The 23,952-nt window shown below is 70.2% G+C and carries 22 protein-coding genes and 1 pseudogene; 17 read left to right on the plus strand and 6 right to left on the minus strand.

Going from position 1 to position 23,952, the window contains the following annotated elements; translation table 11 throughout:
- Positions 1-20 precede the first annotated feature (20 nt).
- Positions 21-233, plus strand: a pseudogene (locus ACFWPS_RS31165) (IS5/IS1182 family transposase); the annotation flags it as partial.
- 423 nt (positions 234-656) lie between these two features.
- On the plus strand, positions 657-1,397 hold the full coding sequence (locus ACFWPS_RS31170) for an alpha/beta fold hydrolase (RefSeq protein ID WP_383710896.1): 741 nt from the start codon (positions 657-659) through the stop codon (positions 1,395-1,397).
- Positions 1,398-1,536: 139 nt separating this feature from the next.
- On the opposite strand, the gene ACFWPS_RS31175 is transcribed toward ACFWPS_RS31170, so the two are convergent.
- The 5 genes from ACFWPS_RS31175 to ACFWPS_RS31195 all read right to left on the minus strand — a co-directional run bounded on the left by ACFWPS_RS31175 (position 1,537) and on the right by ACFWPS_RS31195 (position 6,653).
- Positions 1,537-1,908, minus strand: a complete 372-nt coding sequence (locus tag ACFWPS_RS31175; RefSeq protein ID WP_383710898.1) for a DUF2255 family protein — start codon at positions 1,906-1,908, stop codon at positions 1,537-1,539.
- Between the two features lie 156 nt (positions 1,909-2,064).
- Positions 2,065-3,132, minus strand: a complete 1,068-nt coding sequence (locus tag ACFWPS_RS31180; protein WP_383710901.1) for an NAD(P)-dependent alcohol dehydrogenase — start codon at positions 3,130-3,132, stop codon at positions 2,065-2,067.
- Positions 3,133-3,173: 41 nt separating this feature from the next.
- Positions 3,174-4,058: an aldo/keto reductase gene (locus tag ACFWPS_RS31185; RefSeq protein WP_383710904.1), complete on the minus strand. Its 885-nt coding sequence runs from the start codon at positions 4,056-4,058 to the stop codon at positions 3,174-3,176.
- Positions 4,058-5,500, minus strand: a complete 1,443-nt coding sequence (locus tag ACFWPS_RS31190; protein ID WP_383710907.1) for an MFS transporter — start codon at positions 5,498-5,500, stop codon at positions 4,058-4,060. The genes ACFWPS_RS31185 and ACFWPS_RS31190 overlap by 1 nt, the downstream gene beginning before the upstream one ends.
- A 118-nt stretch (positions 5,501-5,618) precedes the next feature.
- Complete coding sequence (locus ACFWPS_RS31195) at positions 5,619-6,653, minus strand: alcohol dehydrogenase catalytic domain-containing protein (protein ID WP_383710909.1); 1,035 nt, start codon at positions 6,651-6,653, stop codon at positions 5,619-5,621.
- A gap of 307 nt (positions 6,654-6,960) precedes the next feature.
- Between ACFWPS_RS31195 and ACFWPS_RS31200 the strand changes: the two genes are divergently transcribed.
- From ACFWPS_RS31200 to ACFWPS_RS31215, 4 genes are all read left to right on the plus strand, one after another.
- Positions 6,961-7,872, plus strand: a complete 912-nt coding sequence (locus ACFWPS_RS31200) for a helix-turn-helix transcriptional regulator (protein WP_383710912.1) — start codon at positions 6,961-6,963, stop codon at positions 7,870-7,872.
- A gap of 55 nt (positions 7,873-7,927) precedes the next feature.
- Positions 7,928-8,947 (plus strand): aldo/keto reductase, encoded by a 1,020-nt coding sequence (locus ACFWPS_RS31205; protein ID WP_383710914.1) that lies wholly within the window; start codon positions 7,928-7,930, stop codon positions 8,945-8,947.
- Between the two features lie 194 nt (positions 8,948-9,141).
- Positions 9,142-9,276: a hypothetical protein gene (locus tag ACFWPS_RS31210; protein ID WP_383710916.1), complete on the plus strand. Its 135-nt coding sequence runs from the start codon at positions 9,142-9,144 to the stop codon at positions 9,274-9,276.
- A gap of 154 nt (positions 9,277-9,430) precedes the next feature.
- A complete protein-coding gene (locus tag ACFWPS_RS31215) occupies positions 9,431-10,756 on the plus strand; it encodes a lipase family protein (RefSeq protein WP_383710919.1) in 1,326 nt (441 codons plus the stop codon).
- Between the two features lie 410 nt (positions 10,757-11,166).
- Here the strand turns inward: ACFWPS_RS31215 and ACFWPS_RS31220 are convergent, their stop codons facing one another.
- Positions 11,167-12,369, minus strand: coding sequence for an ROK family protein (locus ACFWPS_RS31220; RefSeq protein ID WP_383710922.1), 1,203 nt, complete (start codon positions 12,367-12,369; stop codon positions 11,167-11,169).
- Positions 12,370-12,709: 340 nt separating this feature from the next.
- On the opposite strand from ACFWPS_RS31220, the gene ACFWPS_RS31225 reads away from it, so the two are divergent.
- From ACFWPS_RS31225 to ACFWPS_RS31275, 11 genes are all read left to right on the plus strand, one after another.
- Positions 12,710-13,819 carry a Gfo/Idh/MocA family protein gene (locus tag ACFWPS_RS31225; protein ID WP_383710924.1) on the plus strand — a complete coding sequence of 370 codons (1,110 nt, stop codon included), beginning with the start codon at positions 12,710-12,712 and terminating at the stop codon, positions 13,817-13,819.
- 38 nt (positions 13,820-13,857) lie between these two features.
- Positions 13,858-14,748: a sugar phosphate isomerase/epimerase family protein gene (locus ACFWPS_RS31230; RefSeq protein ID WP_383710927.1), complete on the plus strand. Its 891-nt coding sequence runs from the start codon at positions 13,858-13,860 to the stop codon at positions 14,746-14,748.
- A 109-nt stretch (positions 14,749-14,857) separates the two neighbouring features.
- Complete coding sequence (locus ACFWPS_RS31235) at positions 14,858-16,369, plus strand: ABC transporter substrate-binding protein (RefSeq protein WP_383710930.1); 1,512 nt, start codon at positions 14,858-14,860, stop codon at positions 16,367-16,369.
- Positions 16,370-16,408: 39 nt separating this feature from the next.
- Complete coding sequence (locus tag ACFWPS_RS31240; protein ID WP_383710933.1) at positions 16,409-17,350, plus strand: ABC transporter permease; 942 nt, start codon at positions 16,409-16,411, stop codon at positions 17,348-17,350.
- The gene (locus ACFWPS_RS31245) at positions 17,347-19,131 is read left to right on the plus strand and encodes an ATP-binding cassette domain-containing protein (protein ID WP_383710936.1); all 1,785 of its coding nucleotides are present in this window, start codon (positions 17,347-17,349) and stop codon (positions 19,129-19,131) included. The genes ACFWPS_RS31240 and ACFWPS_RS31245 overlap by 4 nt, the downstream gene beginning before the upstream one ends.
- Positions 19,128-19,955, plus strand: coding sequence for an ATP-binding cassette domain-containing protein (locus ACFWPS_RS31250; RefSeq protein WP_383710939.1), 828 nt, complete (start codon positions 19,128-19,130; stop codon positions 19,953-19,955). Before ACFWPS_RS31245 ends, ACFWPS_RS31250 begins: the two co-directional genes overlap by 4 nt.
- A complete protein-coding gene (locus ACFWPS_RS31255) occupies positions 19,955-20,386 on the plus strand; it encodes a nuclear transport factor 2 family protein (RefSeq protein ID WP_383710941.1) in 432 nt (143 codons plus the stop codon). Before ACFWPS_RS31250 ends, ACFWPS_RS31255 begins: the two co-directional genes overlap by 1 nt.
- Positions 20,383-20,655 carry a hypothetical protein gene (locus ACFWPS_RS31260; RefSeq protein ID WP_383710943.1) on the plus strand — a complete coding sequence of 91 codons (273 nt, stop codon included), beginning with the start codon at positions 20,383-20,385 and terminating at the stop codon, positions 20,653-20,655. The genes ACFWPS_RS31255 and ACFWPS_RS31260 overlap by 4 nt, the downstream gene beginning before the upstream one ends.
- A 1-nt stretch (position 20,656) precedes the next feature.
- Positions 20,657-21,259, plus strand: a complete 603-nt coding sequence (locus ACFWPS_RS31265) for a response regulator transcription factor (protein WP_383710944.1) — start codon at positions 20,657-20,659, stop codon at positions 21,257-21,259.
- A complete protein-coding gene (locus tag ACFWPS_RS31270) occupies positions 21,256-22,701 on the plus strand; it encodes an ATP-binding protein (protein ID WP_383710946.1) in 1,446 nt (481 codons plus the stop codon). Before ACFWPS_RS31265 ends, ACFWPS_RS31270 begins: the two co-directional genes overlap by 4 nt.
- Complete coding sequence (locus ACFWPS_RS31275) at positions 22,701-23,927, plus strand: amidohydrolase family protein (RefSeq protein ID WP_383710947.1); 1,227 nt, start codon at positions 22,701-22,703, stop codon at positions 23,925-23,927. Before ACFWPS_RS31270 ends, ACFWPS_RS31275 begins: the two co-directional genes overlap by 1 nt.
- Positions 23,928-23,952: the final 25 nt, after the last annotated feature.

The raw sequence follows: 23,952 nt of genomic DNA on the forward strand, positions 1-23,952 counted from the left end.
ACGATCTTGGTGTGGCTGGTGTGGCTGGTGTGGCTACGGCGGCGGAGCGTTCCTGGACGGCCCCGTTCACCGGGCTGTACCCGCGCCAGTTCGGCAAGCTGGTGACCGTGCTGCGCCGTGGGGGCGCCGACGCGGTCTGCAAGGGCCGGCCGTGGGGCCTTCCGCCGGAGGATCGGACGTTGTTGGTCTCGGCCTACTGGCGGACGAACTTGACCATGCGCCAAATTTCCCCCTGTTCGGCATTTCGGGCGCGCTGCACGCCAACTGCGCTCCATCGGTGACGCCTTGGTGTGGCGGGTCTTCAGGGTGCGTATTTCTGTACGAGCTGAAGACGAATCCGAGACGGCGGGAGAGCGCCCGGCTGCCCCGAACCCGGTTGGCGGCGGAGGCTTTGCATACAGGTGGACGGCTCCCCGGCCTGGACAAGGCCGTTCTCGTGGGGACCGGCGTGCCCTTTCAGTACGCCAGAACACCTCATCCAGCGCATCCGACGCGGCCTGCGCCGCAACCGGTACCGCGGCGACCTCACGGACGGCTGCCTCGTCGTAACGGGCCTGAGTATCAACACATGACCACCACGACAACACGTTCAACCTCCGGGCCCAGCGATTGGGACGGGGTGACACGCCTGGCCATCACGTAAAAATGGGCACTGAATGCGCATTGTGGTGCAATGTTTCATATTTGATGTCTCCGTAGGAGGAAATGCCATGGCGGGTAAGCCCAGCATTGTCTTTGCCCACGGACTCTGGGCGGATGGGTCGTGCTTCAACAAGCTCATCCCCACGCTCCAGGCTGAAGGGCACGAGGTGTTCGCCTCACAGCACGGCCTCGACTCGCTCGAAAGTGATGTCGCGTGCGTCAACTTCACGCTCAACCACGTCCCCGGCCCGATCGTGCTGGTCGGTCACTCCTACGGTGGGACCCTGATCACCAAAGCCGGCACCCACGACCGCGTCGGCGCTCTGGTGTACATCGCCGCGCTCGCCCCGGACGAGGACGAGACGTCGCAGGAACAGCTGGACAAATTCCCCCGCACGCCCATCTTCGAGCACGTGGACGTCGCTGACGGCCGCGTGTGGCTCAAGTCTTCGGGCGCCCCGCACTTCTGCGGCGACCTCCCGGAGGCGGAGCAGAAGCTCGTTCTGGCGACGGGCGCTGTGCCAGTGGCGGACCTGTTCAACCAGCAGGTTCCCGGCACCGCCTGGCGGACGAAGCCCAGTTGGTTCATCGTCGCCAACGACGACCGTACCGTGCCCCCCGACCTGGAGCGGTCCGCCGCCGAGCGCATGGGCGCCCATATCCGCCCCGTGGACAGCAGTCACGTTCCCATGCTCTCGCATCCTGACTTCGTCCTCGGTGTGATCCGTGAGGCCGCGGAGTCCCTCGACGCCTAGGCCGAGCCGGCAGCGACCGGCCGTGGCGCAACACGCAAGGAGGCGGCCCCGGACCGACCGGGCCGCCTCCTTGCCACGACATCACGCGACCAGCACACTCCTCGGCTTTCTGTCCGGCATCAGCAGAGGGAGGAGTGAGTCAGCGCGGTTCGAGGCGGAGGGTGGACTCACGGGCGCGGTCGGTCAGGACGTGCTCGACGATGCTCGTGTACCGGCCGTACTTCTCCCGGTAGGCGGCGTCCACCGCCGCGTACTCGTCGTGATCGGCAGGACGGAAGGTGACGTCCTGCCGCACACCGCCGGCGTTGATACGGCCCTGGCGGCGAGACCGGGTGCCCCGGTACCAGGGGCCGACGGTGCCCTTGACCGAGCGGACGTAGACATGGTCGCCGGCGCGGACGACCCACATGGTCACGGGGGTGCGCAGGGTGCCGTCGGCGCGCTCGGACTCCAGGTCCAGCTCTTCCGCCGCGCCGACCCTCGCCAGGTCGGCGTCGTTCCAGTGCGTCATGGTCTTTCCTCCAGGCTGGTCACGGGTGTCAGGGGGCGCTCTCTGCGCACGGTGCCGGGGGAAGGGGGCGGGGGGTGCGTTCGAGCATCTGCCGGGCGTTCTCCTGACGGTCTGCTCTGGGGCACACCGTCAGGGGACGGGACCGAGGGCGGTGCCTCAAGCCTTCAGCTCGGCGAAGGTCGCGCCGTCGACCACGAACCGGTAGCGGACGTCGGATGCGAGGATCCGCTCGTAGGCGGTGTTGATGTCCTGGGCGCCGATCAGCTCGATCTCGGCGGTCACGCCGTGCTCGGCGGCGAAGTCGAGCATCTCCTGCGTCTCGGCGATGCCGCCGAACAGCGAGCCCGCGTAGGCGCGGCCGTTCTGGAGGAGCGGGAAGACTTCCAGTGGCATGGGCTCTGTAGTCACGCCGACGCTCACCATGGTGCCGTGCAGCCGCAGCATCCCGAAGTAGTCCTTGAGCGATACCGGTGCGCTGACGGTGTTGAGGATGACGTCGAAGGTGTTGGCCAGGTCGGTGAAGGCGGACCCGTCGCCGGTGACGGCGTAGTGGTCGGCGCCGAGGGCCGTGGCGGCGTCGCGCTTGCGGTCGGACTGCGAGAGAACGGTGACGTCGGCGCCCATGGCCTTCGCCATCCTGACGCCGAGGTGGCCCAGGCCGCCGAGGCCGACGACCGCGACCTTGGCGCCCGGGCCGGCACCGTACCGTTTGAGCGGCGCATAGACGGTGATGCCGGCGCACAGCAGCGGGGCCGCGGCGGCCGGGTCGAGGCCGTCGGGAACGCGGACGACGAAGTCCTCGGGCGCGACGATCGCCTCCGAGTAGCCGCCCTGGGTGTGGGCGCCGGGCTCGGCCGGGTCGGGGCTGCCGAAGACCAGGGTGTGCCCGTTCAGGCAGTACTGCTCCTGTCCGGCCCGGCAGTTCTCGCACTCGCGGCAGGAGTTGACCATGCAGCCGATGCCGACCAGGTCGCCGACCTGGTGGCGGGTGACCTCGGAACCGGTTTCGGAGACCCGGCCGACGACCTCGTGGCCGGGGACGAGCGGGCTGGTCGGCAGCGGGCCGAACTCGCCGCCGACGAAGTTGATGTCGGAGTGGCAGACGCCGCAGTACAGGATGTCGAGCCTGACGTCGTGCGGGCCGACGTCGCGGCGCTCGATGGTGAGGGGGACGAGCGGCTGACGTATGTCATGGGCGCCGAACGCCTTGACGGTGGTGGACACGGTGAGTCCTTCTGAGGGAACGGTGGTTCTGGACGGTCGGGTCAGGCTTCGGGGATGGCGCGGCCGTAGGCGGCGAGGGTGACGTTCTCGGGCTCGGGGCCGCCGCGGCGGCCGGTCTCCAGCGCGTCGAGGGCGGTGAGCTCCTCGGCGGTGAGCTCGAAGTCGAAGACGTCGATGTTCTCGGCGATGCGTGCGCGCCTGGTGGACTTGGGGATGACCGAGCGGCCCTGCTGGATACCCCAGCGCAGCAGCACCTGGGCGGGGCTCTTGCCGTGCGCCTCGGCGATGCGGGTGACGGCGGGATCCTGGAGGACGCTCTTGCGGTCCTCGCCGTAGCCCGGGTAGAAGGTGATCCCGCCGATGGGGGACCACGCCTGGTTGACGATGCCGTGCCGGTCGTCGAAGTCGAGTACGGCGCGCTGCTGGAAGTAGGGGTGGATCTCCAGCTGGTTGACCGCGGGGACGACGGAGGTGACGTCGAGCAGTGTGGTCAGGTGGCCGGCCATGAAGTTGCTGACGCCGATGGCGCGGACCTTGCCGTCGGCCAGGAGCTTCTCCAGGGCGCGGTAGGCGGCGAGGGTCCGGTCGAAGCCGGAGGGCAGCGCCTGGTGCAGGATCAGCAGGTCGATCCGGTCGACGCCGAGCTTGGCGGCGCTCTTGTCGAAGGCGTGCAGGGTCTCGTCGTACCCGTAGTCGCTGATCCAGATCTTGGTCTCGATGAAGACGTCCTCGCGAGGTACCCCGGAGTCGCGGACGGCCTGGCCCACCTCGCGCTCGTTGCCGTAGGCGGCGGCGGTGTCGAGGTGCCGGTAGCCGAGGTCGAGCGCGGACCTGACGGCTGCCGTGGTCTCGGCGGGCGGGGTCTGGAAGACACCGAGTCCGAGGGCGGGCATCTCGACGCCGTTGTTGAGGGTGAGGGTCTGCATCACAGGGACCTTTCGTCGCGGGTGGCCCGTGCGGGCACGATGAGGGTGAGGACGGTCACGACCGCCAGCGCGAGCAGGACGGTGGAGCCGGTCAGGGCGGTGCCCGAGCGGGCCGCTGTGTCGGCGGCCGTGTGGCCGGTGGAGACAGCGGCGGCGATGGCGGTCAGGATGCTCAGGCTCAGCGCGCTGCCGATCTGGTGCACGGTGTTGACCAGGCCCGCGCCGGCTCCCGCGTCGGCGGGGGTGACGCCGTCGACGCCGCTGGAGGTCAGCGGGGCCAGCGCCAGGCCCTGGCCCGCGCCGATGAGCACCATCGGCAGCGCCACGCCCGTCGGGTAGGAGGTGTGCAGGCCGAGGCGGCTGAGCCAGGCCATGCCCACCGTGGTCAGGGCAACCCCGGTCAGGAGCACCAGCGGCCTGCCGACCCGTTCCAGCAGCCGGGGCACCTGGACGGCGAGCACGAAGTTGACCAGCGTCATCGGCAGGAAGGAGAGGCCGGCCTGCAGAGGTGTCCAGTGGTAGACGCTCTGCACGAACTGCGCGGTGAAGAAGAAAAAGCCCATCATCGCGCCCATGTAGAGCATTCGGGTGAGGTAGGCACCGCTTCGTGCCCGGCTGGCGAAAAGCCGCAGCGGCACGATCGGCTGTGCGGCCCGCCGCTCCACCCGGACGAACAGCCCGAGCATCACCACGCCGGCCACGAGCGGTATCAGGGTGGCGGGAGCGGTCCAGCCGAAGTCGGCGGCGTCCACGATGCCGAGAACCAGTGCGGTGGAGCCCAGCGTCGCCAGCAGTGCCCCGGCCACGTCGAAGCGGCCCTGACGGCGCTCGGTCTCGTGCAGGAACCGTGCCGCCGGCACCGTCATCACGATGCCGATCGGGACGTTGAGGAAGAACCCGGCGCGCCACGAGACCAGGTCGGCGACCAGCCCTCCGACGACCAGGCCGACGGCGGCGCCGAGACCGGCGACAGCACTGTAGGCGGCCATCGCCCGGTTGCGGGCCCGGCCCTCTGCGAAGCTGCGCGTGAGCAGGGACAAGGCGGAGGGGGCCAGGACCGCGGCGCCGATGCCCTGGAGCGCCCGGGCGCCGATCAGCCACCACTGGGTCTGCGCCGCGCCCACCAGCAGCGAGGTCAGCGAGAAGACGACCAGGGAGAACAGGAACACCCTGCGATGACCGAACAGGTCACCGGCCCGGGCTCCCAACAGCAGCAGTCCGCCGAACACCAGGACGTAGGCGTTGGTGATCCAGGACAGGCCGGTCTCGGAGAACCCCATGTCGGAGCGGATCTGCGGCAGCCCGGTGAAGACGATCGAGTTGTCGAGGACGACCATGAAGTAGCTGACGCAGATGATCGCGAGGATCAGCGTCGCGTGGACCGGAGCTCCGCTCGATCGCTCCGTCGCGGGTACCGGCGCGCCCTGCGCGGTGGTGGTCATCGCGTCACCGGCCTCATCGTCGGCTTCCCGGCGTCGGTTCCGGTGATCGCCCGGACGGCGGACGGGGTGCAGCCGAGGCGCGCGGAAGCGTCCACCGTGCTGATCAAAGGGTGCCTGTTCACGGCCGTACCAGCACCTTGAGGGCCTGGCGTGCGTCCATGGCCCGGTAGCCCTCGGCGACCTCGTCGAGACCGACGGTGCGGTCGAAGACCCGGCCCGGTTCGATACGGCCTTCCAGGACGTCGGGGAGAAGCTCGTCGATGTAGGCGCGGGCCGGGGCGGGGCCTCCGGTCAGGGTGATGTTGGGGCCGAAGAGGCTGCCGAAGCCGACCGGGGCCTCTTCGTACTGGGGCACGCCCACGCGGCTGATGGTGCCGCCGGGGCTGACCACGCCGTACGCCTGCTCGTAGGCGGGACGGTGCCCGACGGCTTCGAGGACGATCGGGCTGCCGCCGCGGGTGAGCTCGCGTACCTTCTCGATGCCTTCGCCGCCGCGCTCGGCGACGACGTCGGTCGCGCCGAACGCCCGGCCGAGGTCGGTACGGGCCCGGTGTCGGCCCATGAGGACGATCTGCTCGGCGCCGAGCCGTTTGGCGGCGAGCACGGCGAGCAGACCGACGGCGCCGTCCCCGATCACCGTGACCGTGCTGCCGCGCCGCACGCCGCCGCGGACGGCGGCGTGATGGCCGGTGCCGAGCACGTCGGACAGGGTGAGCAGGGACGGGACGAGCGCGTCGTCGGCGCCGACCGGCAGCTTCACGAGGGTGCCGTCGGCCAGCGGCACGCGGGCCGCTTCGCCCTGACCGCCGTCGATGCCGTTCCTGGCCCAGAAGCCGCCGTGCTCGCAGGAGGTCTGCAGCCCGGCCCGGCAGTAGGCGCAGGTGCCGTCCGAGTAGGCGAACGGAGCGACGACGAGGTCCCCCTTCTGCACCGTCCTGACTTGGCTGCCGGTGTCCTCGACCACGCCGATGAACTCGTGGCCCATGCGGACGGGGCCGTCGGAGCCGGACATGGAGCGGTAGGGGTGCAGGTCGCTGCCGCACACGCAGGCCGTGGTGATGCGGACCAGCGCGTCGGTGGCTTCCTTGAGGGACGGGTCGGCGACATGCCCGACGCGGACGTCGCCGGCTTTGTACATGAGTGCTGCGCGCACGGTGTTCCTTCAGGTCGGTTTCGGGTTCGGGCCCATTTCGGACTCGCGGTCCTCGGCCTTCCTCAGAGAACCGCGCGCAGCCGCACAGGTGGGAGTCACTGCTGTTCCAGGTAATGGCAGTACCTCGCACGCGCTCGGCGACGGACCTACGGTGAAGTGGCCGGCGCAGATCCACGCCGCCCGATCAAGAGGAGGTCCCCGTGCCCCTGGCCGCCACCGAAGCCCTCACCCACTCCGCGCCCGACGCCGGCTGGGCCAGGGTCATGCCCGCCGACGGCGTCGCGGAACAAGCTCCCGGGGTCTGACCATGGCCGACAGCGACAAGAAGAACCTGGCCGCCGAGGTGCGGGAGTTCCTGAGCACCCGACGGGCGCGCGTCACCCCGGAGCGGGCCGGGCTGCCGGTCTACGGCGGGAACCGCCGGGTCGCGGGTCTGCGCCGCGAAGAGGTCGCTCTGCTGGCGGGCATGAGCGTGGACTACTACGTCCGGCTGGAGCGCGGGAATCTCAGCGGCGCCTCCGACTCGGTGCTCGAAGCCCTCGCGCACGCACTGCAACTCGACGAGGCCGAACGCACCCACCTCTACGACCTGGCCCGCGCGGCGACCCCGTCGGGCAGGCGGCCGATGGTGACCGCGTCTCGCGTGCGGCCCACGATCCTGCGGCTGCTCGACTCCATGGCCGACGTGCCGGCGTACGTACGCAACGCCCGGTTCGACGTCCTGGCCGCCAATGCGCTGGGCCGGGCGCTGTACGCACCGGTCTTCGACTCCCCGCTCTTCGCCCAGCGCGGGCCGGTCAACACCGCTCGTTTCATGTTCCTGGACCCCGCGAGCAGGGATTTCTGGGTCGACTGGGACAAGGGCGCCGACGACGCGGTGGCCTTCCTGCGCACCGAGACGGGCCGGGCGCCCCACGACAAGGCGCTGACCGATCTGGTCGGAGAGCTGACGACCAGGAGCGACGACTTCGCCCGCCGGTGGGCACGCCACGACGTAAAGTTCCACCGCTCCGGCGTGAAGAACCTGCACCATCCGCTGGTCGGTGATCTCGCGCTGCCCTACGAGGCGATGGACCTGCCGTCCGACCCCGGCCTGCGACTCAACTTCTACACCCCCGAGCCGGACTCGCGAGAGCGGGAGGCACTCGGCCTCCTCGCCAGCTGGGCGAGCACCGGCACGGTCGTCCCCTCGGGGAACGACCGACCGGGGAACGACTGACCGGGGAACGACTGACCGGGGAACGACTGACCACCCGAACGAGGAGAACAGCTTCATGCAGTACCGACCGCTCGGCCGCACCGGCGTCCAGGTCAGCCCGCTCTGCCTGGGTGCGATGATGTTCGGCCCCTGGGGCAACGAGGACGAGGCCGACTCCGTACGGATCATCCACCGCGCCCTCGACGCGGGCATCAACTTCGTCGACACCGCCGACGTCTACTCCGGCGGTGTCTCGGAGGAGATCGTCGGCAAGGCACTCAAGGACCGTCGCGAGGACGTGTTCCTCGCGACCAAGTTCTTCATGCCGATGGGCCAGGACGACCCCAACCAGCGCGGGGGCTCGCGGCGCTGGATCATGCGCGCGGTCGAGAACTCCCTGCGGCGTCTGGGCACCGATCACATCGACCTCTACCAGGTTCACCGCCCCAGCCCGGACACCGACGTCGACGAGACCCTCGGTGCCCTCTCCGACCTCGTGCACCAGGGCAAGGTCCGCTACATCGGCTCCTCGTCCTACGCCGGCTCCCAGATCGTCGAGGCCCAGTGGGTCTCCCGGGAGCGGCGTCTGGAGCGGTTCGTGACCGAGCAGCCGCCGTACTCGATCCTGGTCCGTGGCATCGAGGAGGACGTCCTGCCCACCGTGCGGCGCCACGGCATGGGCACCCTGACCTACAGCCCCCTGGCCGGGGGGTGGCTCTCGGGCCGCTACCGCAAGGACAACACCTCCGGTCCGGCCTCCGCGGCGCGCCCCGCCGCCCGCTTCGACATGACCAGCCCGGCCAACCAGCGCAAGCTGGACGCCGTCGAACAGCTGGCGCTCTTGGCGGAGAAGGCCGGCCTCACCCTGATCGAGCTGGCCGTCGCCTTCGTCATCAATCACCCGGGTGTCACCTCGGCGATCATCGGACCGCGCACCATGGAGCAGTTGGAGGCGTTCCTGCCCGCCGCCGACGTCACCCTCTCGTCCGACGTCCTTGACGGCATCGACGAGATCGTGGCACCCGGGGTGACCGTCAACCCCGCCGACAACAGCTACGGCGACTTCGACCTGCGAGCCGACCAGCGCCGACGCTGACACAATCTGGCCCGGTGCCCGGCTGCTGTCCGAGGGCAGCCTGCCGGGGACGCAGGACGGCGGGTGGAGAGTCGGCTCGGGGGCCCGCTGCCTTCCGTCCGTGACCCACCGACGAAGCCGTCCGCGCACGGCTGGAGCGGGGGGCGGAGACCACCGATCCGGACGGACCCGACCTCACCCTCGGATTCCAGGGAATGACGCTGAACGGCACCAACGGCCGGTTTCTGGTGGCGTTCTACGCCGAACCGGGCACGCCGGGCCATGACGCGATGGTGCTCCTGAGCGGCGAGGCTGTGCAGGTGGAGTTAGACATGCCGTCAAATTACTGAACCGTAACCCAGCGGCTGCTATCACGAGTAACTTACTCGCGCGTAAGGTTCTGGCGAACCGCCACCGAGCGGCATGAACGCGCCATGGGACGGCCGCGTTTCATTGCCGCTTCCCTGTGCACCTCACTGCCAGCCGCTTCACAGGAGGTTTGCCATGCCCGCACGCAGACGACTTCTGGCCGCAGCAGTCACCGCTGCCGCCTGCCTGGGCGTCCAGGCCCTGTCGTCCTTCCCCGCATCGGCGGCGGACGAGGTGGTCTCCAGGGGAGTCACCATCCCCGCGTTCTACAACCCGCCCACCGACCTGCCCAGCGCCGACGGCACCCTGATCCGCAGCGAGCCGCTCACACTCGCCCTCAGCCTGCCCGGCCTCGAAGGGTCGCTCCCCGGCAGCGCGACCCGTCTGATGTACAAGTCCACGGACTCGGCCGGTCAGCCGGTGGCCGTGACCGGCGCCTATATCGAACCGGCCGCCGCATGGCGGGGCGGCGGGGCACGCCCCCTGGTCGTGGTGGCGCCCGGCACCATGGGGCAGGGCGACCAGTGCGCCGCTTCTCTGGGGCTCGAACATCCCCTGACGGTCAACGGCCAGACGGTTTCCGTCGGTTACGAGGACCTCGCGATCTACCGTCTGCTCGCGAAGGGCATCGCCGTGGTCGTCACCGACTATGTCGGCCTCGGCGTGACCGACCGGCTGCACACCTACGTCAACCGCGTCGACGAGGGGCACGCGGTGCTGGACGCCGTCCGCGCCGCCCGCTCGGTCGCCGGAGCCTCCGTCACCAAGGCGTCCCGGGTGGGGCTGTTCGGCTACAGCCAGGGCGGCGGGGCGACCGCCGCCGCAGCCGAACTCCAGGCGTCGTACGCCCCCGACGTCACGCTCGCCGGCACCTACGCAGGCGCTCCTCCCGCTGATCTGACCTCGGTCACCAAGGCCATCGACGGAAGCGAACTGGCCGGCGCGCTGGGCTGGTCACTCAACGGCTTCCTCCAGTCCGACCCCGCGCTGAAGCCGATCGCCGAGGCGCATCTCAACGCCGCCGGCAAGGCCGCCCTCGCCGATCTGTCGACCATGTGCGTCGGAGACGCGATCTTCGGCTACGCCTACTCGAAGAGCACCAAGTGGACGACCGACGGGCGGTCCATCAGCGACATCATCGCCGGTACGCCCGCGCTCCAGTCGTTCCTGGACAGCCAGCGCATCGGCACCCTCGAACCGTCCGGGCCCGTCCGTATCGCAACCGGCGTCAGCGACAACCTCGTTCCGCACGCCCAGGCGCGGCAACTCGCCGTCGACTGGTGCCACAAGGGAGGCGATGTCACCTACAAGGCCGTCACACTGCCGAATCTCTTCAGCGCGCTCCTCAACCACTTCGCCCCGCTCCTCACCGACCAGAGCGACGCGATCGACTGGCTGACCGACCGGCTCGCCGGCAAGACGACCACCTCCAACTGCTCCAGCATGCCTGTCCAGCCCTGATCAACCGCAGAGGTGGGAGCGGCCCATGCACGCCTCCCACCTCGCCATCAGTCTTCAAGCGCTGTTCTCCGTCCGAACCTCTTGTGCGGGTCTGTGCTGGTCAGGTGTGACGTCGTGGCTGCTGCGGGAGTCTTGGGCCGTTGCTGTTCCGTGGTCAGGCCGGGTTGGCTGATGCCGTCGACGCGGGCGGTGTCGGCAGCGCGGCAAAGAGCGGAGTGCGCCAGGATTCCCGCTTCGCAAAGGTGAGGACCATGCTGTCGGCGGTCCGGTGCCTGGTGCCGCGAACCAGGTCCAGGCCGAGACGCCGGTACCAAGGCCGCGCAGGTGGCCGAGCGTTCCGAGTGGCCGGATCGCGACCGGCGACAGCTCGCCGTCCACCACAAGCACTGGAGGGAAGCAAGAAGTCACCATCAACCCGGCGAACCTTCGAGTCGTGGCTCGTCGCCCAGGAGTCTGGCGATTCCGGCGGGGCTGAACACGTCCTGGGTGGCGAGTGCGATGCCGCCGTGGAGGCCGGAGGCGCCCTTGAGCTGGGTCGCGGTGATGGTCAGTTTGCGGGTGGCCAGCGGGAGGGCGCGCTGGTACACCGCGGCTCGTACGGCGGAGACCAGGTCGTCGCGGAGTTCGCTGAGCGGGCCGGACAGGACCAGGGTGCGCGGATTGAACATGTGGACGAGCATCGCCACCACCTCGCCGATCTCGGTGGCGGCCTGACGCACGGCGTGCAGCGCGGTCGGGTCGCTGTCGGCGATGCGCCGGGCGAGTTCACGGGTCCCGTACAGCGGGTCCTCGTCGGTCGACTCGGGGATGCCCAGGCCGCGCAGCACGGCCCGGTGGGAGGCGATCGCGCCGACGCAGCCGACGTTCCCGCACCCGCACAGGACGTTGCCGCCGCCGGGGGCCCGGATGTGGCCGATGTCGCCGGCGGCCCCGTCGGCGCCGCGGTAGACGGCACCGCTCGCCGTGATGAGGCCCGACCCGATCCCGCCGGCGATCTTGATGCACAGCAGCGGTGTCTCCATGCCCGCCTGGGTGACCTCGCCGAGCGCCATCATGTTGACGTCGTTGTCGACGACGACCGGGGCGCCGAAGCGCCCCCGGAGGTGCTCGGCGACCGGGTAACCGTCCCATCCGGGCATGCCCGTCGGCTGCACCGAGCACCCCTGCTCGAAGTCGACCGGGCCGGGCAGGCCGACGACCACCTCACGCACCCGCGCGGGATCGCGACGGTGCTTCTCCAGGAGTTCCTGCAGCTTGCCGGTCACCGCGTCCAGCACCGGCCGGGGTCCTGAGCCGATCGGGACGGCCACGGTGTCCCGCGCGATCACTCGGCGGCTGAGATCGGCGATCGCAACCTGCGACTCCGCGCTGTCGACGTCGACGACGGCGACGGTTCCGGCCTGCGAACTGATCTCCAGCACCCGAGGGGGCCGACCGCGCACGGACCGTCTGGACTCGACCTCCTCCAGGATCCCGGTGCCGACCAGATGGTCCACCTGCTGTCCCACGGTCGACCGGGCCAGACCGCTGCGCCGGGCGATCTCGGCCCGGTTGGTCGCGGCGCCGGACACCACCAGCCCCAGCACCCGCCGCAGCGCGAGAGGCACCGCCATGCTGCCCACCGCGTCATCAGGACGACTCTCATCTTTATGCATTCACGTGAACGTAATGCGGTTGCTTTAGGCCCGTCAAGAGTCATGGCCTGCCTGGCGACGATTAAGGATCTAAGCGGACATGCTCCCGGAATTCGATCGTATTTAGGCCTTGAAAAAAATTAAATGACTCCTCTTGTGCCTTGCTTGCGAACTAAACGATGGTGATCCGCAACGCGGCGTTCAGCCCGCGGTCGCCTTCGGGCGGAGCGCCGACGAGTGCCCCGGTCCGATCGGTCGTCGCCCGAGTGGGCCCATCCACACGGCACATCGTCAATCCCTCACGGACCACAGGAGTCCCATGGCTCAGCAGCAGGCACGGCACCGCATCGGGATCCTCGGTGCCGGCAACATCTTCGGCCGCTACGTCGAGGGACTGTGCACCATCCCGGAGCTCGAGGTGGTCCGGGTGGCCGACGTCGACACGGCCCGCGCCCGGGCGGCCGCGGCCGAGTACGCCGTCCCGGCCTGGGGTGACGGCGAGGAACTGCTGGCCGACGACTCCGTCGAGATCGTCGTCAACATCACCCCGCCGCAGTTCCACGCCAAGACCGTCATCGCCGCGCTGGAGGCCGGCAAGCACGTCTACGTCGAGAAGCCGCTCGCGGCCACGGTCGCCGAGGCCCGCGAGGTCCTCGACGCCGCCTCGCGCGGCACGGCGCTGCTGGGGTCGGCCCCTGACACCTTCCTCGGCAGCGCCGTGCAGACGGCCCGGCACGCGATCGACACCGGCCGGATCGGCGAGCCCGTGGGCGCCACCGCCTTCGTCCGCTCCAGCCGCTCCGAGACCTGGCACCCGGACCCGCGCGCCTTCTACAGTCCGGGCGGCGGCCCGGTGCTCGACATGGGTCCGTACTACCTGGCCGCGCTCATCAACTGCCTCGGCCCGGTCGCCCAGGTCTCGGCCGCCACCCGCATCGGCGCGCCGGTCCGCAAGGTCACCAGCCCCGGGCGGGTGGTGGACGAGGTCACCGTCGAGGTCCCCACCCACGCCTCGGCCACTCTCACCTTCGCCTCCGGCGCCATCGGCACCACCCTGATGAGCTTCGACGTCTGGGACACCGAACTCCCGCGCATCGAGATCTACGGCACCGAGGGCACCCTCGCGCTGCCCAACCCCAACTTCTTCGACGGCGACGTACGCCTGAAGCGGCACGGGGACCAGGACTGGCAGGTCCTCACCCCGGTCACCGCACTCTTCGGCGCCGTCGACACCCCCGAACAGCACCGCCGGGGACTCGGCGTCGCCGATCTCGCCGGTGCCGTCGACGGCGGACCGCACCGCGCCGACGCGCAGTTCGCCTTCCACACCCTGGAGGTGCTGGAGAGCTTCGAGACCTCCCAGCGAGAGAACCGTTTCGTCGCCCTGCAGAGCAGCTGCGACCGTCCGGCGCCCCGCCCCACCTTCTGACCGGCGCCCCGCCCCACCCTCCGAGAGGACCGCAGACCATGAAGATCAGGCAGGACCGCCTCGCCATCAACCCCCTCCAGTGGGTCGCGAGCGCCGACGGCTGGATCGACCCGTCCCTGGCCCCGTCGCTGGACGAGCAGCTGACGGCCATCCGCGATGCGGGCATCACCGCCCTGCACAGCGCCGTTCCCGGTGACCTGACCCCCAAGGCGTACGCTGCGAAGCTCGCCGACCACGGCATCAGCGCCGCGCCCGGCTACATACCGGTGCGCCTCACGGACGACGAGGGCGAGCGGCAGGGCTTCCGGGACTCGGCGGCGCGGGTCGCCGCACAGCACGCGGAACTCGGCGTGCCCACCGTCTTCCTCGCCATGGGGATGGCCAAGGACGCCGAGCGCGTGGCCCGGCCCGCCGTCGGGCACCTGGCCGAGCAGGGCCGGCTGGAGCGGGTGCGGGACCTGCTCGCCGAGATCGCCGGCATCGTCCGGGCGGAAGGGATCACCCCGGCCTTCCACCCGCACGTGGGCACCTGGGCCGAGACCGAACTGGAGACCCGTTTCATCCTCGACACGGTCGACGCCTCGGTCCTCGGATTCGGACCGGACATGGGTCACCTGGCCTGGGCGGGCGCGGACCCCGCCCAGCTGGTGCGCGACTACGCGGACCGGGTCGCGAGCGTGCACATCAAGGACCTCGACCTCGGCCTCGCCGCCCGGGCCAGGGAGGCCGGCTGGGACTACCGCAAGACGGTACTGGCCGGGCTCTGGTCGGAGCCGGGCCACGGCAACGCCGACATCGAGGGCTTCGTCGACGCGCTGCCCGAGGACTTCGACGGCTGGCTGATCATCGAGGTCGACCGGGGAGCCCGGCCGACGCCGGAGGAAAGCGTACGGCTCTGCGGAGAGTGGGCCGTGAAGCAGCACGCGTAGCCATGACCTGGTTACGCGGCGCGCATGTGGTGCAGCCCGGGGAGGTCCGGCAACGCGGTGACCCCGGCAGACACAGCAGAATCTGAGGGATGAGACAAGTGGAGAGATCATGCGCAAGACATTGGTGTTGGTCGGGGCCGGACTTCTGACGGCGTCGGTGACCGCCTGCGGCGGCGGCACCCAGGCCTCCGGCGGCAGCAAGACGCTGACCCTCGCCGAGTCCGTCACGGCCACGCCGTGGGACCTGGCCAAGGCCAGCATGGGCCCCGAAGCCCAGTACTACCAGCCCGTCTACGACACCCTGGTCCGGCTGGACAGCAAGGGGGACGCCACCCCCAACCTGGCCACGTCCTGGTCCTACGACAAGCCTCAGACGACCCTGACGCTGAAGCTGCGCAGCGGCGTGAAATTCACCGACGGCACCGCGCTGGACGCACAGGCCGTCAAGGAGAACCTGCTGCATACCAAGAGCGGCACCGCCTCGGCCGCCGGTGAGATCAAGGACATCACCGGTGTCGACGTCGTCGACTCCCACACCGTGGCGATCAAGCTGAGTCACCCCAGCGCCTCGCTGCTGCCCGCCCTGGGCCAGGTCTCCGGCATGATCGTCAGTCCCAAGGCGCTCACCGACCCGAAGACCCCGGTCGGCTCTGGCCCGTACAAGCTGGACACCTCGGCGACCACGGCCGGCCAGACGTACACCTACACGCGCAACGCGGACTACTGGAACGCGAAGGCGTTCCCCTACGACAAGATCGTCATCAAGTACATGTCGGACCCGACCGCGCGCACCAACGCTCTGCTGTCCGGGCAGGTCAACGGCGGCACCCTCAACCTCAACCGGGTCAAGACCGTCAAGGGCAAGGGTCTCAACGTGGCCACGTACCAGTCCGGTGACGTCGAGGGCCTGTTCATCTGGGACCGGGCCGGCAAGAAGGTGCCCGCCCTGGGCAAGGTGAAGGTCCGGCAGGCGCTCAACCACGCCTTCGACAAGCAGGCCATCATCAAGTCCGCCAAGACCGGGCTCGGCACGGCCACCACGCAGTTGTTCGCCAAGGGCGAGGACGGCTACCAGGCCGGCCTGGACACCACGTACTCGTACGATCCCGCGAAGGCGAAGAAGCTGCTGGCGGAGGCCGGCTACCCGCACGGCTTCACGGTCACCATGCCGGACCTGTCCTCGTTCTTCCCGCAGGAGCAGGCCGCCCTCGACCAGGCGCTGGAGGACATCGGCATCAAGGTCAAGCTGGACAACGTGCCCGGCGACCAGGTCTTCAGCTCCATCCTCTCCGGCAAGTACGCGATGTCGTACTTCAAGCTCGGCGCGGCCAACGCCTGGGACAAGGTCCAGCTGCAGCTGACCAAGACGTCGACCTGGAACCCCTTCAAGTACGGGGACGCGAAGTCCGACGACCTCATCTCGCGCATCGGTCAGTCGACCGGAGCGGAGCGGGAGAAGCTCTTCGGCGAGCTCAACACCTACGTCGTCGACCAGGCCTGGGACGCCCCCTGGAACGTGATCACCTACGCGTACGCCACCGCCAAGGACGTCAAGGTGACACCGCAGCCCGGCTCCCAGTACCCGCCCGTCTACAACTACTCCCCGGCGGCCAAGCAGTAGCCACCGGTCCGTTCCGGCACACGGAAGGAGGAACCTACCGTGCTCGTCTTCTTGCTGAGGCGCATCGCCGCCGGCGCCGTCCTGGTGGTCGTCGTGGCCACCGTGACGTTCCTGCTGCTCAGCCTCACGGGCACCGACGTCGCCCGTAACATCCTTGGGGAGACCGCGACGCAGTCGGCGGTGGCCGCCAAGAGCCATGAACTCGGCCTCGACCAGCCCCTGGTGGAGCGCTACTGGCACTGGATCGAACAGGCGGCGCAGGGGAATCTGGGCACCTCGTGGTTCAGCGGTGACTCGGTGAACCAGTCCCTGACGGACACCCTGCCGGTGACTCTCTCCATCGTGCTCGCCGGAATGCTCGTCGCGGCGGTGCTCAGCGTGGCGCTGGGCACCGCGGCGGCCCTGCGCGGCGGCTGGATCGACCGCGTGGTGCAGTTCGCCGCGGTGCTCGGCACCGCGGTACCCAGCTTCCTGATCGCCCTGGTCCTCGCGGTCACCCTGGCCGTGCAGCTCGGGTGGCTGCCGGCCACCGGCTACGTCGCCCTCGGCGACTCGCCCGGCGACTGGCTGCGCTCCATCACCCTGCCCGCCCTGTCCCTGGCCGTCGCCGCCACCGCGGCCACCGCCATGCAGGTACGCGGCGCCCTGATCGACGTCCTGCGGGCCGACTTCGTGCGCACCCTGCGAGCCCGGGGCCTGACCACCCGCAGCGTCGTGTTCCGGCACGCCCTGCGCAACGCGGCCCCGCCCGCCCTGACCGTGCTCGCCCTGCAGTTCATCGGCCTGATCGGCGGCGCCGTCGTGGTGGAGAAGGTGTTCGGCCTGCCGGGCATCGGCACCCTCGCCAACTCGGCCGCCGTCCGCGGCGACGCCCCCGTGCTGCTCGGCACGGTCGTGGTCACCGTCATGATCGTCGTCGCCGTCAACCTGCTGCTGGACATCGCGTACGGCTGGCTCAACCCGAAGGTACGTGTCTCATGACCGCCGTGGACACCCCGGCCGCCCTCCCGCAGCGGGACGGTCTGCTGCGCCGCGCGCTGCGTGACCCGGTCGCCGTGGCCTGTCTGGTCATCCTGGGCCTGGTGATCGCGGCGAGCATCGCCGCGCCGCTGCTCACCGGCCACGACCCCGCCCGCAGCGTCCTCGCCGACACTCTGGCCCCCATGTCGGGCGCCCATCCGCTCGGCGGCGACGGCGTCGGCCGCGACGTCCTGGCCCGCCTGCTGTACGGCGGCCGCACCAGCCTCGTCGGCGGCACCATCGCCGTCCTGGTCGCCTTCGCGGTCGGTGCGCCGCTCGGCCTGGTCAGCGGCTTCTACCGGGGCTGGTTCGACGCCGTGGCCGGCTGGATCGTCAACGTCATCATGGCCGTACCCGCGATCATCGTGATGCTCGTGGTCATGGCGGCCGTCTCCCAGGACCTCGACGTCGCCATGGCCGTGCTCGGGGTGATCATGGCGCCGATGGTCTTCCGCCTCATCCGCGCCTCCGTGCTCGCGGTCCGCGAGGAGCTGTACGTCGACGCCGCCCGCGTCTCCGGACTCGGTGACGCGCGCATCATGCGCCGGCACATCCTGCCGGTGGTCGTCGCGCCGTCCGTCATCCAGGCCACGCAGGTGTTCGCCCTGGCCATCGGCATCCAGGCCGGCCTCGCCTTCCTCGGCCTGGGCAAGGCGTCCCAGGCCAGCTGGGGCGCGATGCTCAACGACGCTTTCACCAACGTCTACAACGAGCCCATGCTGCTGGTGTGGCCGGGCCTCGCCATGGGCCTGACGATCCTGTCGTCCAGCCTGCTCGGCAACGCGGTGCGGGACGCGCTCGGCACCTCCCAGCCCCGGGGAGCGGTGGTACGCCGCAAGACCGCGCCTCCCAAGACCGCAGGCAGCAAGGCCGCTCCTGCCGCCGCGCCCTCGCCCGACCGGCTGCTCACCGTGGAGAACCTGCGGGTCGGCTACGGCGAGAAGACCGTCGTCGACGGGGTGAATCTCACCGTCTCCCGCGGCGAGGTCCTCGGCCTGGTGGGAGAGTCGGGCTCCGGCAAGAGCCAGACCGCGTTCTCCGTCCTCGGACTGCTCCCTTACGAGGCGGACGTGACGGCCGACCAGCTCGTCTTCGACGGAAAGGAACTGCAGAGCCTGGACCTCGCCGCGATCAACGGCCTGCGCGGGCGCGGCATCGGCTACATCCCGCAGGAGCCCATGTCCAACCTGGACCCCTGCTTCCGCATCGGCTTCCAGCTCGTGGAGCCCATGCGCAAGCACCTCGGGCTGTCCCGGGCCGAAGCCCGCACCAAGGCGCTCGAACTCCTCGCCCGGGTCGGCATCCCGGACCCGGAGCGGGTGTTCAGGTCCTACCCGCACCAGATATCCGGCGGCATGGCCCAGCGCGTCCTCATCGCCGGCGCCGTCTCCTGCGACCCACAGCTGCTGATCGCCGACGAACCGACCACCGCGCTCGACGTCACCGTCCAGGCCGAGGTGCTCGACCTGATGCGCTCGCTCCAGCAGGAGCGGGAGATGGGGATGATCCTGGTCACCCACGACTTCGGCGTCGTCGCCGACATCTGCGACCGGGTCACCGTCATGCAGCAGGGACGCATCGTCGAGACCGCCCCGGCAGGGCAGATCTTCGCGTCGCCCGAGCATGCCTACACGCGGATGCTCCTCGACTCGACGCTCGAAGGCGGCCCCGCCCGCGGTGCCCTGGGCACGCCCGCCAAGCCCCTCAAGTCCTCCAAGTCCCTCAAGGAGATGACGTCATGACCGCTCCGCTGCTCGAAGTCGACGACGTCGTCGTCGAGTACCCGGGCAAGGGCCGTGGCAGAAGGCCGTTCCCCGTCCTGCACGGCGTTTCCCTGTCCATCGCGCCCGGCGAGACGCTCGGCCTGGTCGGCGAGTCGGGCTCCGGCAAGACCACCCTGGGCCGCGCGGTCCTCGGCCTCGCCCCCGTCACCGGCGGCGAGATCCGCTACCAGGGCCGGCCGATCTCCCGGCTCGGCAAGCGGGAGAGGCGGGAAGTCAGCAAGGACATCCAGGTCGTCTTCCAGGACCCCTACACCTCGCTGAACCCGGCCATGACGGTCATGGACATCCTCACCGAACCGCTGCAGGTGACCGGAGTGGCCCGCGCCGATGCGGAGCACCGGGTGCAGAAGCTGCTCGACCACGTGTACCTCCCGCAGGACGCGGCCCGCCGGCTGCCCCGCGAGTTCTCCGGCGGCCAACGGCAGCGCATCGCCATCGCCCGCGCCCTGTGCCGCGACCCCAAGCTGATCGTCTGCGACGAACCGGTCAGCGCCCTCGACCTGACCACCCAGGCCCGGGTTCTCGACCTGTTCATCGAGATCCAGGAGACGACGGGCGTGGCGTACCTCTTCGTCACCCACGACCTGTCCGTCGTACGGCACATCAGCCACCGGGTGGCCGTGCTCTACCGCGGCGAGATCGTGGAGACCGGCGACGCGGCCCAGGTCACCGAGCGCCCGGAACACCCCTACACCAAGCGGCTGCTGCTCGCCGCTCCGGTGCCGGACCCCGAGCGGCAGGCGCAACGCAGGGCGGAACGCCTCAAGTTGGCCGCTTCGTGATGAGTACCACCGTGGTGCACACCCTGACCCGCTACCTCGCCCTGTGCGACGTGCCCGCGCGGGAGCAGGGTGATCTGGGCGACCTGTTCACCGAGGACGCGGTGTGGGAGGGCGGTGGCGGTGCCTACGCCGAGAAGTTCGGCCGCACCGAGGGCCGCGCGGCGATCGTCTCGATGCTGTCGGGCTATCTGCCGCCAAGACCGCACTTTCGCACCAACGTCCACCTGCTGTTCCCCGGCACGGTGGACGACGACGGCGATACCGCGCACGGCAGCTGGCTCATGCAGCAGCTGTCGCGGTACGAGTCCGGCGACGCCGAAATGACGGTGGCACGTCTCGACGTGACCTTCCGGCTCGCCGGGGACCGCCCCCGCATCTCCGTCTTCCGTACCGAGCGACTCTTCACCACACCGCTGCCGGAGGAGCGATGACCACCACGACCACCGACCGCACCATGTTCCTGACCTGCTACGCCGACACTCACGGCTACGGCTGGCACCACGTCGACCTGTTCACGCACGACCGCACCGGCCGGGAGGTCAACTGGGTCCACTGGACGGTCGACGAGGTCGGCCCGCACGGCGCCGACGCGGCGACCGCCCGCGTCGAGCCGACGCTGCGCCGCACCACCGAGTGGCGGCACGGCGTCAGCGCCGACGGCAGCGAGTACTGGACCGCCCAGGCGGCCTGGGACGGCTGAGATGTGCCTCGTGTACGTCGTCGACGACGACGAGGAGCTGAGCGCGTCGCTCGCCTGGCTCCTCGAGTCGGTCGGTATCCACTCGGAGCGTTTCCACGACGCCCGGACCTTTCTGAGGTCCTACGACCGCACCCGGCCGGCCTGCCTGGTCGTGGACGTCCGCATGCCCGAACTCAGCGGCTTCGACGTCCAGCAGCTCCTCAACGAGACGGGCTCGCCCCTGCCGGTCGTCTTCGTCTCCGCGCACGGCGACATCCGGATGTCCGTCCGTGCCATGCAGCACGGAGCCGTCGACTTCCTGGAAAAGCCGTACGACCCCCAGCACCTCCTCGACGTGGTCCAGGCGGCGCGGCGCACCGCCCGCGAACGCTTCACCCGCGAGGCCCGACGCAGCGAGCTGCGCGCCAGACTGGACACCCTGACCGCACGGGAGCGGGACGTGCTCGCCCTGTCGGTCGAGGGCGCGCCGAACAAGCAGATCGCGGGCCGGCTCGGCATCAGCGCCAAGACCGTCGACGTACACCGGGCCCGCATCCGGGAGAAGACCGGCGCGGAGAGCATCGCCGCCCTGGTCCGGGACGTGCTCCGGCTGGACGCCCGGTGATCCCGGAGGAGGGGCTCGCGGCGGCCGACTTCCGTGAACTGACCGAAGCACTCAAGTACTGTGTCCTGCTGCACGACGCCCGCACCTTCGACATCCTCTGGGCCAACCGGGCCGCCTGCGACCTGCTCGGCTGGACCGTCGACGAGCTGAAGCCCCTCAAGGCGCCGGACATGAGCAAGAACGCCCGTCAGTACAGCCGCGAACTCGGCCACCGCTGGCTGGGCCGCGCGGTCGAGCACGGCGTCAGCACCACCGAGTGGTGCTACCGCGCCAAGAGCGGCGAGGAGATCCTCACCGAGGCGATCGCGATCCGGGTCGAACTGACGGCGCGGACGGCGGTGATGGTCCAGTTCCGGGACATCGCCGAGGAGAAGGCGGTCCAGCGCGACCTGTTCCGCACCGAGCACCGGCTGCGCGCCTTCCTCGGCGGCCTGGCCGAAGGGATCGTCGTCCTCGACGACACGGACCGCGTGCTCTTCGCCAGCGAGTCCGCGACCAGACTGCTCGGCGGCGGTCTCGACGGGGCGGACTTCAGCACCTACTGCCGCGACGAACGCGTCCCCGAGCGCGAGGGCCGCTACCGGTTCGCCGCACCCGGCGCGACGCCCCGCTGGTATGCCGCGACCTGCCAGCACATCGAGATCGAGAGCGACCTGCGCGGCCGGATGCTGCTCTTCTACGACATCACCGACCGGGTCCGCGCGGAGGAGCAGCACCGACGCGACACCCAGCACCTGGACCACCTGGCCCGCTACAACGCCATGGGCGACATGGCGATGGCGATCGCCCACGAGGTCAGCCAGCCGCTGGCGGCCGCCTACAACTTCGTCGAGGGAACGCGCGGCCGGCTCGGTACCGACCAGGAGTCCGTGCTCTGGGGGCTGGACAACGCCGTCCGGCAGATCGACCGGGCCCGGCGGATCCTGGCCAGCCTGCGCCAGTACGTCGGCCGCCTGGAACAGTCGGAACAGCTGACCGACCTCAACGCGATCGTGCGCGACTGCGCCTACTTCGTCGAACTGCGGGCCCGGGAGCACGCGGTGACCGTCGAGTTCGACCTCACCGCCGAGCCGCTGCCGGTGCGCTGCGAGAACGTGCTCATCGGGCAGGTCGTGATGAACCTCGCCTTCAACGCGGTGGACGAGACGGCCGGCCTGCCGGAGACCGAACGCACGGTGACGGTCACCACCCGGCGCGCCGAGGACGGCCGGGCCGAACTAGCGGTCCGCGACCGGGGCCACGGGCCGCCGCCCGACGAGCGGATCTTCGAAGGCGTCTTCACCGCCAAGGAGAACGGCAGTGGCATCGGCCTCGCCCTCAGCCACCGCATCATCACCCGCCACGGCGGCGCCATCGACGTCCACGCGAACGAACCGCGCGGCTCGGTCTTCCGGTTCACGCTGCCGGCCGTCCCCACCCACCAGCCACCCACGGAGCCGTGATGCCCGTCCGCTACCACAACGCCACGCTCTTCGACGGAACCGGAGCCGCCCCCGTCCCCGACGCCGTCCTCGTCGTGGACGACGACGGGATCATCGCCTACGCGGGCCCGGCCTCGCACGCACCGCCCGCCCCGGCGGCGACGGAGACCGACCTGGGCGGCCGGACCCTGCTGCCCGGCTTCTTCGACTGCCACGTGCACCTGTGCATGACCCCGGGGCGCGGCCTGCTCGCCGGACTGGCCGCCGACCCGACCGTGGAGACGTTCGAGATCGCCGAGCGGATGCGCGCCACCCTGCACGCGGGCGTGACGACCGTCCGGGACCTCGGGGGTGTGCCCGCCGGATACCGCACCGCCGTGGAGCGGGGCCTGATCGAGGGCCCCCGGCTCCAGGTCGCTGTGAAGGTGATCGGTCACACCGGCGGGCACGCCGACTGCACGCTGCCCGGCGGGATCGACGCCGCCCCATACCTGGGCGAGATCGCCGACACCCCGGACGAGGTCCGGATCGCGGCCAGGCGAATGCTGCGCGCGGGCGCGGACCTCGTCAAGGTCTGCGCCACCGGCGGGATGGGCAGCCCGCACGACGACCCCGACGACGAGGGACTGACCCGGGACGAGCTGAGCGCCGTCGTCGAGGAGGCGAAACGGCACCGTGGGAAACCGGTCGCCGCGCACGCCCAGGGCACCGCCGGCATCCGCAACGCCCTCCAGGCCGGGGTCACCAGCATCGAGCACGGCTACGGAATCACCGACGAGCTGTGCGACCTGGCCCTGGAACAGGGCGCGTTCCTCGTCCCGACCCTGTCCACCGTCTTCGCCCCGCTCGACCGGGCCGCCATGGCCGAGCACCACTTCCGCAAGAAGAGCCGCTGGTCCGGGATCAGCAAGGAGAACATCGCGCACGCGATCGCCCGAGGTGTCCCGATCGCTCTGGGCACGGACGCCGGGGTCGTTCCGCACGCCCGCAACCTGCTGGAGCTGTCGTACCTCGTGGAACTGGGGATGGATCCGCTCGACGCGATCACGGCGGGCACGCTGAACGCGGCCCGGCTCCTCGGTCTCGACGAGCAACTGGGGTCCCTGGAGGCGGGGAAGACGGCCGACTTCGTGGTCGTCGACGGTGATCCGGTGCAGGACATCGCCGTCCTCGGGCGGCCGGAGAACGTGGCGCTGGTCGCGAGGTCGGGAACGGTGCGGAAGAACCTCCTGGACGCTGACGAATAGGGGATTTCCCCTACCGGCCACGGTC

The organism is Streptomyces sp. NPDC058457 (genome assembly GCF_042720695.1).
Taxonomy (GTDB): domain Bacteria; phylum Actinomycetota; class Actinomycetes; order Streptomycetales; family Streptomycetaceae; genus Streptomyces.

Bases quoted from the DNA above. Each gene is read 5' to 3' on its own strand.
- ACFWPS_RS31170 (WP_383710896.1), top strand. From the start codon at position 657: ATGCGCATTGTGGTGCAATGTTTCATATTTGATGTCTCCGTAGGAGGA.
- ACFWPS_RS31175 (WP_383710898.1), bottom strand. From the start codon at position 1,908: ATGACGCACTGGAACGACGCCGACCTGGCGAGGGTCGGCGCGGCGGAA.
- ACFWPS_RS31185 (WP_383710904.1), bottom strand. From the start codon at position 4,058: ATGCAGACCCTCACCCTCAACAACGGCGTCGAGATGCCCGCCCTCGGA.
- ACFWPS_RS31190 (WP_383710907.1), bottom strand. From the start codon at position 5,500: ATGACCACCACCGCGCAGGGCGCGCCGGTACCCGCGACGGAGCGATCG.
- ACFWPS_RS31200 (WP_383710912.1), top strand. From the start codon at position 6,961: ATGGCCGACAGCGACAAGAAGAACCTGGCCGCCGAGGTGCGGGAGTTC.
- ACFWPS_RS31205 (WP_383710914.1), top strand. From the start codon at position 7,928: ATGCAGTACCGACCGCTCGGCCGCACCGGCGTCCAGGTCAGCCCGCTC.
- ACFWPS_RS31210 (WP_383710916.1), top strand. From the start codon at position 9,142: ATGACGCTGAACGGCACCAACGGCCGGTTTCTGGTGGCGTTCTACGCC.
- ACFWPS_RS31215 (WP_383710919.1), top strand. From the start codon at position 9,431: ATGCCCGCACGCAGACGACTTCTGGCCGCAGCAGTCACCGCTGCCGCC.
- ACFWPS_RS31220 (WP_383710922.1), bottom strand. From the start codon at position 12,369: ATGGCGGTGCCTCTCGCGCTGCGGCGGGTGCTGGGGCTGGTGGTGTCC.
- ACFWPS_RS31225 (WP_383710924.1), top strand. From the start codon at position 12,710: ATGGCTCAGCAGCAGGCACGGCACCGCATCGGGATCCTCGGTGCCGGC.
- ACFWPS_RS31230 (WP_383710927.1), top strand. From the start codon at position 13,858: ATGAAGATCAGGCAGGACCGCCTCGCCATCAACCCCCTCCAGTGGGTC.
- ACFWPS_RS31235 (WP_383710930.1), top strand. From the start codon at position 14,858: ATGCGCAAGACATTGGTGTTGGTCGGGGCCGGACTTCTGACGGCGTCG.
- ACFWPS_RS31245 (WP_383710936.1), top strand. From the start codon at position 17,347: ATGACCGCCGTGGACACCCCGGCCGCCCTCCCGCAGCGGGACGGTCTG.
- ACFWPS_RS31250 (WP_383710939.1), top strand. From the start codon at position 19,128: ATGACCGCTCCGCTGCTCGAAGTCGACGACGTCGTCGTCGAGTACCCG.
- ACFWPS_RS31255 (WP_383710941.1), top strand. From the start codon at position 19,955: ATGAGTACCACCGTGGTGCACACCCTGACCCGCTACCTCGCCCTGTGC.
- ACFWPS_RS31260 (WP_383710943.1), top strand. From the start codon at position 20,383: ATGACCACCACGACCACCGACCGCACCATGTTCCTGACCTGCTACGCC.
- ACFWPS_RS31265 (WP_383710944.1), top strand. From the start codon at position 20,657: ATGTGCCTCGTGTACGTCGTCGACGACGACGAGGAGCTGAGCGCGTCG.
- ACFWPS_RS31275 (WP_383710947.1), top strand. From the start codon at position 22,701: ATGCCCGTCCGCTACCACAACGCCACGCTCTTCGACGGAACCGGAGCC.